The 13,530-nt window shown below is 70.6% G+C and carries 14 protein-coding genes and 1 tRNA gene; 8 read left to right on the forward strand and 7 right to left on the reverse strand.

The genetic code is table 11. From position 1 onward, the window contains the following. Positions 1-184: 184 nt before the first annotated feature. Positions 185-916, reverse strand: a complete 732-nt coding sequence (locus ADK36_RS04695) for a maleate cis-trans isomerase family protein (RefSeq protein WP_048587302.1) — start codon at positions 914-916, stop codon at positions 185-187. 47 nt (positions 917-963) lie between these two features. After that, on the reverse strand, positions 964-1,782 hold the full coding sequence (locus ADK36_RS04700; RefSeq protein WP_234329672.1) for a maleate cis-trans isomerase family protein: 819 nt from the start codon (positions 1,780-1,782) through the stop codon (positions 964-966). A 197-nt stretch (positions 1,783-1,979) separates the two neighbouring features. On the opposite strand from ADK36_RS04700, the gene ADK36_RS04705 reads away from it, so the two are divergent. Together ADK36_RS04705 and ADK36_RS04710 are read left to right on the forward strand one after the other, a co-directional pair. Further along, complete coding sequence (locus ADK36_RS04705) at positions 1,980-2,963, forward strand: D-2-hydroxyacid dehydrogenase (protein ID WP_053196462.1); 984 nt, start codon at positions 1,980-1,982, stop codon at positions 2,961-2,963. 29 nt (positions 2,964-2,992) lie between these two features. After that, positions 2,993-4,393, forward strand: a complete 1,401-nt coding sequence (locus ADK36_RS04710) for an amidase (RefSeq protein WP_053196464.1) — start codon at positions 2,993-2,995, stop codon at positions 4,391-4,393. On the opposite strand, the gene ADK36_RS04715 is transcribed toward ADK36_RS04710, so the two are convergent. Continuing rightward, positions 4,374-4,868, reverse strand: coding sequence for a DUF3830 family protein (locus tag ADK36_RS04715; RefSeq protein ID WP_048587305.1), 495 nt, complete (start codon positions 4,866-4,868; stop codon positions 4,374-4,376). The two genes, ADK36_RS04710 and ADK36_RS04715, sit on opposite strands and share 20 nt — an antisense overlap. Before the next feature lie 47 nt (positions 4,869-4,915). Between ADK36_RS04715 and ehuB the strand changes: the two genes are divergently transcribed. The 6 genes from ehuB (at position 4,916) to ADK36_RS04745 (ending at position 9,125) form a co-directional block, all read left to right on the forward strand. Continuing rightward, entirely contained in the window at positions 4,916-5,848 is a 933-nt protein-coding gene (gene ehuB, locus ADK36_RS04720) for an ectoine/hydroxyectoine ABC transporter substrate-binding protein EhuB (RefSeq protein WP_048587306.1), read from the forward strand. Then, on the forward strand, positions 5,845-6,576 hold the full coding sequence (ehuC, locus tag ADK36_RS04725; protein ID WP_048587307.1) for an ectoine/hydroxyectoine ABC transporter permease subunit EhuC: 732 nt from the start codon (positions 5,845-5,847) through the stop codon (positions 6,574-6,576). Before ehuB ends, ehuC begins: the two co-directional genes overlap by 4 nt. Then, the gene (ehuD, locus tag ADK36_RS04730) at positions 6,573-7,223 is read left to right on the forward strand and encodes an ectoine/hydroxyectoine ABC transporter permease subunit EhuD (RefSeq protein WP_048587308.1); all 651 of its coding nucleotides are present in this window, start codon (positions 6,573-6,575) and stop codon (positions 7,221-7,223) included. Before ehuC ends, ehuD begins: the two co-directional genes overlap by 4 nt. 10 nt (positions 7,224-7,233) lie before the next feature. Then, positions 7,234-8,010, forward strand: coding sequence for an ectoine/hydroxyectoine ABC transporter ATP-binding protein EhuA (gene ehuA / locus ADK36_RS04735; protein ID WP_048587309.1), 777 nt, complete (start codon positions 7,234-7,236; stop codon positions 8,008-8,010). A 184-nt stretch (positions 8,011-8,194) separates the two neighbouring features. Next, entirely contained in the window at positions 8,195-8,953 is a 759-nt protein-coding gene (locus ADK36_RS04740) for an IclR family transcriptional regulator (protein WP_048587310.1), read from the forward strand. Between the two features lie 98 nt (positions 8,954-9,051). Continuing rightward, positions 9,052-9,125 (forward strand) — tRNA-Lys (locus ADK36_RS04745). Between the two features lie 126 nt (positions 9,126-9,251). Here the strand turns inward: ADK36_RS04745 and ADK36_RS04750 are convergent. From ADK36_RS04750 to ADK36_RS04765, 4 genes are all read right to left on the reverse strand, one after another. Next, positions 9,252-10,907, reverse strand: a complete 1,656-nt coding sequence (locus tag ADK36_RS04750; protein ID WP_053196467.1) for a long-chain-fatty-acid--CoA ligase — start codon at positions 10,905-10,907, stop codon at positions 9,252-9,254. Positions 10,908-10,947: 40 nt separating this feature from the next. Continuing rightward, a complete protein-coding gene (locus tag ADK36_RS04755) occupies positions 10,948-11,463 on the reverse strand; it encodes a DUF3592 domain-containing protein (RefSeq protein ID WP_048587312.1) in 516 nt (171 codons plus the stop codon). 96 nt (positions 11,464-11,559) lie between these two features. After that, entirely contained in the window at positions 11,560-12,165 is a 606-nt protein-coding gene (locus tag ADK36_RS04760; protein WP_048587313.1) for a lytic polysaccharide monooxygenase auxiliary activity family 9 protein, read from the reverse strand. A 154-nt stretch (positions 12,166-12,319) separates the two neighbouring features. Then, a complete protein-coding gene (locus tag ADK36_RS04765; RefSeq protein ID WP_053196469.1) occupies positions 12,320-13,450 on the reverse strand; it encodes an SPFH domain-containing protein in 1,131 nt (376 codons plus the stop codon). Between the last annotated feature and the right edge of the window lie 80 nt (positions 13,451-13,530).

Genomic DNA, 13,530 nt, shown 5'->3' on the forward strand with positions numbered 1-13,530 from the left:
AGGGGCTCCGCCCCTTCGACCCCGCCAGGGGGCTGCCGCCCCCTGGACCCCCGCTTCGGCCCTGAAGGGGCCTCGTCCTCAAACGCCGGACGGGCTGAAAGAGCGCCCCTGCGGGTGGGCGGGGGTTCGGGACGGTGGTCTCGCCCTCAAACGCCGGACGGGCTGGAGGTGCGGGTCCGTATCGCTACACCTGCACGATCGGCTCCCTCGTGAACAGGGAGCCCAGTTCCGGGGCGTTCACTCGGCGGTCTGTCAGCCTCAGGGCCTCCCAGACGGTGACCTGGTTGGCGGTGAGGACGGGCTTGGAGAGGAGGTGTTCCAGGGCGGGGAGGTGGGAGGCGGTGTGCAGGGCTGTGTCGGGGAGGAGGATCGCCTCGGCGTCGGGGTGGTCCGCCTCGCGTGCCAGGGCGAACAGCTCCTTTTCGCCCCAGGTGCCGACCTCCGCCGCCGTGATGATGCCGGAGCCGCGGATCGAGGCCACCTCCGTGCCGGCCGCCTGGAGGAAGTCGGCGAAGAGTGCCGCCACGTCGTCCGGGTACGTCGCGCCGATCGCCACCCGCCGCACCCCGAGCTCCTTGACCGCGTGCGCGAAGGCGAAGGACGTCGACGACGCGGGCATGCCCGCCGCGACGGCCAGGGAACGCACCTGCTCGTGGGCGCCCTCCCAGCCGTAGACGAAGCTGCCGCTCGTGCAGGCCCACACCACCGCCTCGGCCCCGGTCAGCCGCAGCGCCTCCACGCCCGCCGCGAGCCGCTCCGCCGAGCCCATCCGCAGTAGCGCGTCCACCCGGTGCGCGTCCTCACCGATGTCGGTGTGCACCAGGTCGAGCCGGATGTCGCTGGCGAGCAGTTGTTCGATGCGTGGGTAGTCGTCCTCCGCCGAGTGGCCCGGGTAGAGAAATCCGAGTGCGGTCATGTCAGCCTTTCTGCTGCTCGCTGCTTGCCTGCCACTGACTGGTTCTCCTACTGCTGTTCCTGTTCAGGTACATCCGGCACCTCCGGAAGCGCCGCACCGCCACGCGCCGCCGGGTCGATCCGTGCCGCCGGATCGATCAGTGCCTGGTAAGGCCCCACCGCGCGAGTACCCAGTCGGCGCAGCGCAGCCCACATCGTCACCTGGTTGGCCGAGAGAACCGGTATGCGCAGTTCCGCCTCCAGTTGGGGGATCACGTCGTAGGTGGGGAGATTGGTGCAGCTGATGAAGAGGGCGTCGGCGTCACGCCGTACGGCCTGGCGGGCCATGTCGGCCACATCGCGGTACGGCACCTTCCAGATGTGCCGCGTCAGCCCCATGAAGGCACACCCCGTGACCGCGGTCCCCGCCTCCGCGACGTACTCCTCCAGCGCCCGCGTCACCGACACGGTGTACGGGGTCACCAGGGCCACGCGTCGTACGCCGAGCTCGGTCAGCGCCTCCAGGAGCGCGCCGGACGTGGTGACCGCCGGTACCGCGCCCGCCCGGGTCATCGCCTCGCACATCGCCCGCTCGCCCGCGATACCGCCGACGAAGCTGCCGGAGGTACAGGCGTACGCGACCACCTCGGGCGCGATCGCGGTCAGGGTACGGACGCCGTCGCTCAGCGTCTCGTGCTCACTGACGAGGCGGGCCAGATCGAGGCTGACCTCGACCGGCACGAAGGGCGTTCGGGTCAGGTGCAGCGAGACGTCGTCCGGCACCCAGCGCCAGAGCTCCCGGTCCAGCGCGAAGTCGAAGGGGGCGACCACTCCGACCCCACGCTGGGGTCGAGGTCCGCCGAGGAAGGAGATGTCCAGGCTGCTCATGGCAGGCACCGCCCTCACTACGAGATACGGGTGAGCAACGGACCGTACGTTCGCCCGTGTTGACGAAGGTAGGTTCGGGTGCGAGCGTGGTCAAACCTCGCATGTCAGACGGCCGTCCCCTCCAGTGAAACGCCGGGGTACGGCCCCTGTACAGCCTCCGACGCACGCCCCCGCCGACCCCGGAGAGACGACCCCGCATGACCGCACCCACCCCCGGTCCGCCGCCCGCCTCCGACCGCCCGCCCACGCTCCTCGTCCTCGACGCCGAGCCCCTCCCCCGGCTCGGCCGCCTCACCGGTCGCGCCCGTGTCGAGCACGCTGACGAGGCCACTCTGGCCGAGCGGTTGCCGTCTGCCGATGTGCTCCTGGTCTGGGACTTCGCCTCGCACGCCGTGCGCCATGCCTGGCCCGGCGAGGGGCCGCGGCCGCGCTGGGTGCATACGGCGAGTGCGGGCGTGGACCATCTGATGTGCCCGGAGCTCACCGAGTCCGACACCGTGGTCACCAACGCGCGCGGGGTCTTCGACCAGCCGATCGCCGAGTACGTCGCCGCGCTGGTGCTGGCGATGGCGAAGGACCTGCCGAAGACCCTTGAGCTTCAGGGTGCCCGGGAGTGGCGGCACCGTGAGGGGCAGCGGGTGGCGGGCACGCGCGCGTGCGTGGTGGGGTCCGGGCCCATCGGGCGGGCGATCGCCCGCACACTCAAGGCCCTGGACATCACCACCGCGCTGGTCGGCCGGGCCCCTCGTACCGGCATCCACGGTCCCGACGACCTCGACCGGCTGATCGCCCGCGCCGACTGGGTGGTCGCGGCCGCGCCGCTCACCGAGCAGACACAGGGCATGTTCGACGCCCGTCGCTTCGGGGTCATGCAGCCGTCCGCCCGGTTCATCAACGTGGGGCGCGGGCAGCTTGTCGTCGAGGACGCCCTGGCCGAGGCCCTCGGCAAGCGGTGGATCGCGGGGGCGGCGCTCGATGTCTTCGAGCATGAACCCCTCACCCCCGACAGCCCGTTGTGGGAGGTCCCGAATCTGATCGTCTCGCCGCACATGAGCGGGGACACGATCGGCTGGCGGGATGAACTCGGCCGTCAGTTCGTGGAGTTGTACGAGAGGTGGGCGGCGGGCAGGCCACTGCTGAACGTGGTCGACAAGCAGCGTGGGTACGTACCCGGACGTTGATGTCGATGTCTACGGCTGGAGGGCGACGCATGACGGATCTGACCGAACTGACCGCCGTACAACTCCTCGACGGGTACCGGAAAGGGGAGTTCAGCCCCGTCGACGCCACCCGCGCCGCCCTGGAACGGGCCGATCGCATCCAGCCGGAGGTCAACGCCTTCGTACGGCTCACCGCCGACGAGGCCCTCGCCGGGGCCGAGGCGTCCGCCGAGCGGTGGCGGCGCGGTGAACCGGCCGGTCTGCTCGACGGGGTCCCGGTCACCGTGAAGGACATCCTGCTGATGCGGGGCGGACCGACCCGGAAGGGCTCGAAGACCATCTCGGAGCACGGTCGTTGGGATGAGGACGCGCCCTCCGTGGCCCGGCTGCGGGCGCACGGCGCCGTGTTCCTCGGCAAGACGACCACCCCCGAGTTCGGCTGGAAGGGCGTCACCGACTCGCCCCTGGCCGGCGTCACCCGCAACCCGTACGACCCGACCCGCACCGCGGGCGGCTCCAGCGGCGGGGCGGGGGCCGCGGTGGCGCTCGGCGCGGGGCCGCTCGCGCTCGGCACCGACGGCGGCGGGAGCGTGCGTATCCCGGCGGCCTTCTGCGGGATCTTCGGCCTGAAACCGACGTACGGCCGTGTCCCGCTGTACCCGGCGAGCGCCTTCGGCACGCTGGCGCATGTCGGCCCGATGACCCGTGACGCGGCCGACGCGGCCCTGCTCCTGGACGTCATCGGCACGCCCGACTCCCGTGACTGGTCGGCGCTCCCGCCGGCGCCGGGCTCCTTCGCGGCGGGACTGGCTGGTGGAGTACGCGGCCTGCGCGTCGCCTACTCGCCCTCCTTCGGCGGGCAGGTGGCGGTGCGTCCGGCGGTCGCGGCGGCGGTGCGGCGGGCGGTGGAGCGGCTGGCGGGGCTGGGGGCGTACGTCGAGGAGACCGACCCCGACTTCACCGATCCGGTGGACGCCTTCCACGCCCTGTGGTTCACGGGGGCGGCCCGGGTGACCCAGCATCTGGGGCCGCATCAGCGGGAGCTGCTCGACCCGGGGCTGCGGGAGATCTGCGACGTCGGCGCTCGTCTCACCGCGCTCGACTATCTGGCCGCGGTCGACGTCCGCATGGGACTCGGGCGCCGCATGGGCCGCTTCCACGACACCTACGACCTCCTCGTCACCCCGACCCTCCCGCTCACGGCCTTCGAGGCGGGCGCCGAGGTCCCGAAGGGCTCCGGGCATCGCAGGTGGACCGGCTGGACACCGTTCACGTACCCCTTCAACCTGACCCAGCAGCCGGCGGCCACCGTCCCCGTCGGCACCGACGGGGACGGCCTGCCGATCGGCCTCCAGCTCGTGGCCGCCCGGCACCGGGACGAACTCGTCCTGCGGGTGGCGCACACGCTCTACGAGGCCGGAATCGCCGGGCTCACGCCCTCCGGAAGCTGAGCGACTCCCCCAGCGCCCCGGACCGCCACAGGTCGTTGCAGCCCTGGGCCATCTCCTCCAGGCCCTCCACGATCTGGCCCCAGACGATGCCGGGCACCCAGCCCACGTCGCCGTTCAGCAGCAGGTTGTTGCGCTCGTAGAACAGGGCCAGGTCGACCACCGTCGTGCCGGGGCGGACCTCACGGTCGTAGCCGTAGGACTTGCTGCCCAGTTCCGTGCCGGCGAAGGCGAAATAGCACAGATCGCCCGGAATAGGGGTGACGGTCGGGTTTTCCAGGGGCGGCTCCGTTTCCGCGAAGGGCGGGAAGAGGGCGTAGATCTCGTTGCGGGCGTATTTCGCGTGGTAGACGTCGCCGGTCAGGGGCAGGGCGTCCCAGACGGCCGCGCAAGTGAGCGGGGCGCGGTCGTCCAGGAGTTTGGCCGTGCAGTGGATGCCCCGCTTGACCAGCGACACCTCGATGAACCGTTCTGTCATGCACTCCACTGTGCATACATCGCATGGTCCCGGGTAGCCGCGCCGCCATGGCTCCACCACTGGAACATGTCGAGACACATGTCGGACACAGATCGGGCACCCCAACCCGCCGGTCGCTGCTCGCGGGGGTGGCGGCGCTCGGCGCGCTGGGCGCGGCAGGCTGCTCACGCGTGGCCACGGCCTCCACCAAGAAGGGCGGCGAGCTGCTCGACCGGCTGCGCGCCGCCGGCGTCGTACGACTCGGGATCGCGGGCGAGATTCCCTTCGGGTACATCGACAAGAACGGTGAACTCACCGGTGAGGCGCCCGAGCTGGCGAGGGTCATCTTCAAGCGGCTCGGGGTGGACCGGGTGCAGCCCGTGCCCACCGAGTTCGGGTCGCTGATACCCGGGCTGCGCTCGCAGCAGTTCGATGTCGTCGCCGCCGGGATGTACGTCAATCCCGAGCGCTGTGAGCAGGTCATCTTCTCCGACCCCGACTATCAGATGCTCGACTCCTTCATCGTGCGCAAGGGCAATCCGAAGGGGCTGCACGACTACAAGGACGTCGTCGGGAAGAAGGCCAGGTTCGCCACCGGGACCGGCTATGCCGAGATCCAGTACGCCGTCGAGGCGGGGTACAAGGAGAGCGACATCCTGATCGTGCCGGACCAGGTCGCGGGGCTGAACGCCGTCGAGGCGGGGCGCGTGGACGTCTTCGCCGGTACGGCGCTGACCACCCGTGAGGTCGTCAAGAAGTCGGCCAAGGCGGAGGCCACCAAGGCCTTCGCGCCCCTCGTCGACGGCAAGCCGCACGTCGACGGCGGCGCGTTCGCCTTCCGGCCGAGCGAGACCGCACTGCGGGACGCCTTCAACGTCGAGCTGCACAAGCTCAAGAAGAGCGGCGAGCTGTTCCGCATCCTCAAGCCGTTCGGCTTCACCGAGGCCGAGATGACCGACCTCACCGCGAAGGAGCTCTGCGGAGGAGGGACGGGCGGATGACCTCGGGACTCTGGGAACTCGTACTCGAAGGGATCTGGATCACCGTCCAGCTGCTGGTCCTGAGCGGACTGGTGGCCACGGCGGTCGCCTTCGGGGTCGGCATGGCCCGCACCCACCGGCTGTGGATCGTCCGCTTCCTCGCGGGCGTCTACACCGAGGTGTTCCGCGGGACCTCCGCCCTGATCATGATCTTCTGGGTGTTCTTCGTGCTGCCGGTCGCGTTCGGCTGGCAGCTGGTCCCGCTGTGGGCGGGCACGCTGGCACTCGGGCTGACCTACGGGGCGTACGGCGCCGAGATCGTGCGCGGCGCCCTCAACTCCGTCGACCCGGCGCAGCGGGAGGGCGGGATCGCGCTCAGCTTCACGCCGTGGCAGCGGATGCGGCTGATCCTGCTGCCGCAGGCGGTGCCGGAGATGATCCCCTCCTTCACCAACCTGCTGGTGGAGCTGCTCAAGGGCACCGCGCTGGTGTCCGTGATGGGCATGGGCGACCTGGCCTTCAGCGCCAACCTGGTGCGCCTCGCGCTCCAGGAGAGCACGGAGATCTACACGTACGTCCTGCTGATCTACTTCGTCATCGCCTTCCTGCTCACGCGCGGGATGCGCGGACTGGAACGCAAGCTCAAGGCCGGTGTCGGCAAGCCGGTCGGGACCACACCCGACCAGGAACTGCACCGCCCTGAGACGACGGGCGTGGGCGCGGCAGGTTCCCTCGGAGGCGTGTCATGACCTGGGACTGGGGCGCTGTCGCCGACTTCATGCCGCACTTCTGGGACGGGCTGCTGCTCACGCTGCAGATCCTGGCCCTCGGCTCGCTGATCTCGTTCGCGCTGGGTCTGGTGTGGGCGCTGCTGATGCGCACGCCGACCCGCTGGGTGCGCTGGCCGGTCGGGGCGGTCACGGAGTTCATCCGCAACACCCCGCTGCTGGTGCAGCTTTTCTTCTTCTTCTACGTGCTGCCCGAATGGGGCCTGACCTGGCCGGCGCTGACCACGGGCATCTGCGCGATCGGGCTGCACTACTCGACGTACACGATGCAGGTCTACCGGGCCGGCATCGAGGCGGTGCCCGCGGGCCAGTGGGAGGCCGCGACGGCGCTGAACCTGCCGGTGACCAGGACGTGGCGGGTGGTGATCCTGCCGCAGGCGATCCGCCGGGTGGTGCCCGCCCTCGGCAACTACGTCATCGCGATGCTCAAGGACACCCCGATCCTGATGACGATCACGGTCATGGAGATGCTCGGCGAGGCGCGGCTGTTCGCGCAGCAGAACTTCCAGTTCACCGAGCCCCTGACGGTCATCGGTGTGGCCTTCATCCTCATCGCCTATCCGGCCTCCCTTCTCGTACGAGCCCTGGAGCGACGCCTTGTCAGCTGACACCCCTCTGATGAAAGATCCCGACGCGAGCGCCAACCCGCCGGTGGACGGCAGCGAGCTGATCCGGTTCGAGCAGGTCACCAAGCGGTTCGGGGCGAACACGGTCCTCGACCACCTCGACTTCTCCGTGAACTCCGGCAAGCACGTCACCCTGATCGGCCCGTCCGGCTCCGGCAAGACGACGATCCTGCGGCTGCTGATGACCCTGCTCAAGCCGGACGAGGGCACGATCACGGTCGCCGGGGAGCAGCTCTTCCCGGCGCCGGAGAAGCAGGTCCGCGAGGTCCGCAAGAACATCGGGATGGTCTTCCAGCAGTTCAACCTGTTCCCGAACATGTCGGTGCTGCGCAACATCACCGAGGCCCCGGTCACCGTCCTCGGCCTGTCCAAGGACGAGGCGGAGGCGCGCGCCCGTGAGCTGCTGGAGATGGTGGGCCTCGCCGACAAGTGCGACGCCCGCCCGACCCAGCTGTCCGGCGGCCAGCAGCAGCGGGTGGCGATCGCGCGGGCGCTGGCCATGCGGCCGCAGGTGCTGCTGCTCGACGAGGTGACCTCGGCGCTGGACCCGGAGCTGGTCGCGGGCGTCCTCGACGTGCTGCGGGACATCGCCCGCACCACCGACATCACGATGCTCTGTGTGACCCACGAGATGAATTTCGCCCGGGACATCTCGGACCAGGTCCTGATGTTCGACGCCGGTCGGGTCATCGAGTCCGGCAGCCCGGAAAAGATGTTCAACGACCCCGAGAAGGACCGCACACGGGAGTTTCTCAGCGCTGTGCTGTGAGTCTGTGCCGGGGTCATGACCGGCTCATGACCCTGGCATATGCCAGCGTGCTAGCACCGCAGTTGAGGGCATCGCAATCTCGTCAACAACCGCTCACTACAAGCCGCTTGCCCGTTATCGTGAAGGGGATTGGCAGACCCGAACCCGGATTGACGAGAAGCGACGTGCGACCGCAGGGGGAACCGTGGCGCTGCAGCACGAGCCGACGACACCGCACCACTCGGCCCAGGACGCCCTGCGCGTCCTGGAGACCGTGGCGCGGCACAGCACCGGAGTCACCGACACCGAACTCGCCCGGCACACGGGCATCGGCCCGGAGCGCCTGACCGGCCTCCTGCTGATGCTGCGCCGCGAGGGCTATGTCGAGCAGGTCGGCGAGGGGGCGTACGTCACGGGCGACGCCCTGGACCGCCTCGGTTCCGCGCAGGGCCGCGAGCAGGCCCTGCGCGAGAACCTCCAGCGCACCCTCGACCGACTGCGCGACTCGGTCGGCGCCGCCGTCTACATCAGCCGGTACGTCGACGGCGAGATCAAGATCGACCAGTTCGCCGCCGGTCCGGCCACGCCCGTGGTCAACGAGTGGGTCGACTTCCGCTACTCCGCCCACGCCACCGCGATCGGCAAGAGCCTGCTCGGCCAGCTCGACCACAACGGCCGGCGCGATCATCTCTCCCGCCACAAGATGGCCCGTCTCACCTCCCGCACGATCACCAGCGACCGGGTCCTGCTCTCCCGCCTGGAGTCCCAGCCGGCGACGGTCCCCCACCTCGACCTCCAGGAGTACGCGGTGGGCACGGTGTGCGCGGCGGTCCCGATCACGGCGGGTTCGTCGGTGGGCTGCCTGGCCCTGTCACTCCCGGTCGAGCACGCCCACCGGCTCCGCCAGGCGGCGGACGCACTGAACCGGAACGCGGCGCCGGTACTGCTGTCACTGGCGATCTAGCCCCGTCCCGGGGTGGTCGGAAGCACCCCTCGGGACCAGGTAGTATTTTCTCCGTCGCCAGCCGCGAGAGCACGTAAAACGCGGTCGGCGAGGGTCATGCGCCGCTAGCTCAGTTGGTTAGAGCAGCTGACTCTTAATCAGCGGGTCCGGGGTTCGAGTCCCTGGCGGCGCACCGGTGAAGGGCCTCTCGTGGGAGCGGGGGGCCCTTCGGCGTGAACAAGCCCGGAGTGAAGTCGACCCTCCCGGCTCCTGCAGCAGCGGCCGGAGGTCCGGGGGTTACCCCCCGGGAAATGCAACATCAGCGGGTCCGGGGTTCGAGTCCCTGGCCGTGCACCGGTGAAGGGCCTCTCGTGGGAGCGGGAGGCCCTTCGGGGTCTTTCAGCCCGTCTTGCAGTTTCTGGTACGTCCGCTGTCCGGGCGGTCGCCACCACACCGGGTCGGCGCAGCGTACGCCTTCCTTCCGCAGCCGGGACCGGTGGATCTTGTTCGTGGCCGTGACCGGCATCCGCTTCACCACCCGCACGAACCGGGGTGCCATCTTGGTCCCGAGATCGCGCTGAGCGGCCAGGAAGTCCGTGAAGGTCACCGGGTCGAAGGTCCCGGCGATCGTCGCCATCACCTGGTCCCCGGTCACCGGATCGGGCACGGCGTACACGGCGACGGCGAGGGCCCCCTCGTACCGCGCGAGGATGTTCTCGATCATCGCGGCGGCCAGGTTCTCGCTGTCGACGCGGATCCGGTCGTCCGTGCGGCCGGCGAAGTAGAGATAGCCGTCGGAGTCCCGGTAGAAGAGGTCGCCGGTCCAGTACCAGCCGTCCCGCCGCCGCTCGGCCTCCGCCTCGGGATTGCGCCAGTACCCCTCGAAGGGGTTCGGTCCCCGGTTGACCAGCTCCCCGATGGCCGCGTCCCCGTTGACCAGCCGCCCGTCCGCGTCGAACACGGCAGGCGGACACTCCTCACGGGTCTCCGGATCGAGTACGACGAGCCCGGGCCTCGCCCTCCCCACCGCCCCCTGGGGAGTCCCGGGCGCCCACTGGACCGCGGCGCCGCCCTCGGAGGAGCCGTACCCCTCGACCAGCCGCACCCCGAACCGCCGCTCGAAGGCCACCGCGTCCGCCGCCCCCGCCTCGGTGCCGAAGCCGAGCCGCAGCGGGTTGTCCCGGTCGTCGGGGCGCGGCTCGGTGGCGAGGACGTACTGGATGGCCCGGCCCACATAGGTGAAGTACGTCGCCCCGTACGCGCGCACGTCCGCGAGGAACTCCGACGCGGAGAACCGCCGCCTCAGCGCGACCGCCGCGCCGGCCGTGAGAGCGGGCGCCCAGTCGGCGATCACCGCGTTGCCGTGGAACAGCGGCATGCAGACGTAGTGCACGTCGTCGGGCCGGACGCGGAACTGGTCGGCCAGGGAGCGGCCCGCGGCGGCCAACCGCCCCTGGGTGCAGATCGCGGCCTTGGGGGCGCCGGTCGAACCGGAGGTGAAGTAGAGCAGGAGCCGGTCCTGCGGGGCGGCGCGGGAGGGGTCGGGTCGCGCGTCGGCGTACGGGGCGAGCAGGGCGTCGTACTCCGGCGAGTCGGTCAGCAGCAGGCGGACCCCGGGGAGGTCGAGGCCGGTGAGGAGCGGGAGGTGGGACCGCTCGGTGACCAGGACGCGGCATTCGGTGTGCAGGATGTCGCGGGCGAGTTCGGGCCCCCGGCGGGTGGGGTTGATCCCGGCGACGGCGGCGCGGGCGAGGGCCGCCGCGCTCAACCAGAGGGGGTATTCCGGGGTGTTGTCGAGCAGCACGCCGATGTGCGAGCGGGGCGGCACGAGGTCGGCCAGCAGGGCCGCCCGTGCGGCGGCGCCCGTCGCCACCTGGTGATGGGTGAGCGCCCGCCCTTCGAACCACAGCCCCGGCCGGTGGTCGTCCCATCGGCCGGCGACGAGTTCCGCGACCGTACGCCTGTTGGACTCCATGGCGGCGCACGGTAGTTGATGGACCGTCAGATGTGGAGGGTCACGGGGTCATCGTGACGCCGTCGACGACGACCGTGTCGGTGGTGTCGTCGACACCGCCGTCGAAACCGAAGCCGTCGGACATCTGGCTGTACGTGACCATGAAGCCGACGCAGAACACCGCGACCACCCCGAGGAACGCCAGGGCGGCGACGGTGGACGCCGCCAGCTTGCCCCGGCGCGGCGTCTTGGCCGTGGCGACCACGTCGGCGCCCTCGGCGTAGTAGACGGTGACGAAGTCGCCCTCGAGGACCGTCGCCGGGCCGTCCTCCTCCTCGAAGCGGACCGTCCGGCCGTCGCGCGCGGTGAACTCGTAGACATGGTGCAGCGTGGTGCTCACGGACGAGTCACCGCTGCCGCCGTGCGTCGTCGTGAACATCCGCAGACAGCGCCCCTCCGCGGTCAGACCGCTGTTCCAGGCGCTTCGGACCTGCAGCGAGCGGCGCACCACCCGGAAGGCGCCGAAGAGGACCACGGCCAGGATCAGGCTGGGTACGAGGTAGAACAAAAAGTCCATGGTGCTTCCCCCGAGGTCAGGTACTGCTCGTGTGGGGAACCTACCCCCGGGGGAAGCACGCCTGTCTCAAGTAACGCTCAGAGATCCGGAGCCGGATCAGAACGTGACGTCCGAGCACGCGTAGAACGCGTTGCCCGTGTCATGGACGGTCCACACCGCGAGGATCACGTGGTGGCCGCTCAACCCGGTGGGCAGCCTGCCACTGTGCGAGAGCGTGGACGGCGGCCGCTGCCCGTTGTACGGGACCGTGAAGAACGGGGTGAGGTTGAGGTCGGAGCGGGACAGGTTGTGGTTCTGGTTCCAGCCCGGCTTGGTGACGTAGTACCGGAAGTCGGTCGTGGCGTGCATGGCCGTGAACTGCCAGCGGAACGTGTAGTTCTGACCGCCGGTCACCCTGGTGGTGGGCCAGGCACCGCCGGACGGCGTCTTCGGCGCGCTGAGCTGGCTGAACTGGCCGAGGCCGCCGTTGCATATCTGACCGTCGGCCGGTCCCGAGCCGGGGAAGCCCTTCGGGCCCTCTACGCTCTGCGGCTCCCACTGGATGGAGCCGCAGTTGGTCACGGTGCCGTTCTGACAGAGCTTCTGCCGGCTGATGGGGAGGTCGGTGTAGCCGTGGCTGCTCGCGCCTCCGGCGGAGAGCACGAGGGCCCCGGCCGTGGTGAGTCCGAGCGCGGAGGCGTACCACTTGGTCTTTCTGCGCATGCTGCCGCTCCTGGGAACGTGGGGGAAGTTCGGTGAGCTTGCAGGTCTAGACCAAGTCTCAGATTATTACTGACCGTTGAACATGTCCATACCAATCGAGGAACGTGTTCGACGGGCCGTCAGAGGGCCAGGGCCTCAGGGGGCATCAGGGTCCTCAGGGGGCTGTCTCCCCCCGTCCCGCGCAGAACGCCACCGTCAAGTCCTTGACCAACGCCTTGCGTTCGTAGTCGTCCAGCTCGACCAGTCCCCGCATGGTCAGCCGGGTCACCGTGTCCTCCACCGAGTCCACGACCGAGGTGACCATGGTGGCCCGGTCCTGGGCGTCCAGCGCGGCGATACGGCGCCGGTGCATGGCGGCGGCGACCTCGGGGGCGTATTCCACCCGCACCGGCCGCACCGAGAACACCTCGAGTCCGACCACACCCGCGTCCCGCACCACCAACCGGGTCAACGTGTCCGCGGCCGCCTCGACCGACCCCCGCGAGGCACCCGGCATCTCCACCGGCACCCGGGCCAGCGCCGCCTCGACGCACTCGCGCAGATACGACTCGTGGTCCTCCACCCCGAGCGTCGCCCGCGCGGTGTCCTTGACCCGCCACACCACCAGGACGACCGCCCGCAGCGCGACCCCGTTGCCGTCGGCCGCGAGCATCGGCTCGCTACGCCAGTGCCGCAGCCGTACGTCGACCTGGCGGCGCAGCAGGAGCGGGTTGACCCACAGCAGACCGGTGCGCCGGACCGTCCCGCGGTAGCCGCCGAACAGCCCGAGCACCCAGGCCCGTCCGGTCCGCCCGCGCGCCAGCCCGCCCAGGCCGAACAGCCCCAGCGCCCCGGCCCCCGTGTACGCCGCCCACTGGGCCGGCCCCAACCCCGCCCCCGTGGACGCCGGCAGCCCCAGCGCGTGAACCGCCAGCGGCGGCAGCACCCCGGCCCACCACGAGGTGGCCAGGCACCCGGCCGCCCCGCAGACACCGACCAGCACCCCCGCCGCCCCCGGCAGCACCCGCGCCGGCCGCTCCACCAGCTCGGGTTCGATCTGCGGCTCGGGGCGCGGTTTGGGCTGCACCGGGCGGCGCAGCCGTGGCTGCTCCCCCGTGCCCTGCCGGCGTGCCACGACCGTCGGTCTGAGCGGCACGGACACCGGGCCCGCCTCGTCGCGGAACAGCAGATGGACGGGGATCTCGGTGGTCGCCTCGTTCTGGATCAGCCGCGCGGGCCGGGCGGGCCCCTCGGGCGGCCCCGCGAACCCCTCGGGCTCGGGCATATGAGAAGTGGTCGTGGGCATGCCTGCCTCCAGCCTCCGCCCCAGATGCGTCACAACAGTGGTGGCCGGGACGTCGGGTTACGAGAACAACCGCCGCCAGG

This window comes from Streptomyces viridochromogenes (genome assembly GCF_001270495.1).
Classification (GTDB): domain Bacteria; phylum Actinomycetota; class Actinomycetes; order Streptomycetales; family Streptomycetaceae; genus Streptomyces; species Streptomyces viridochromogenes_A.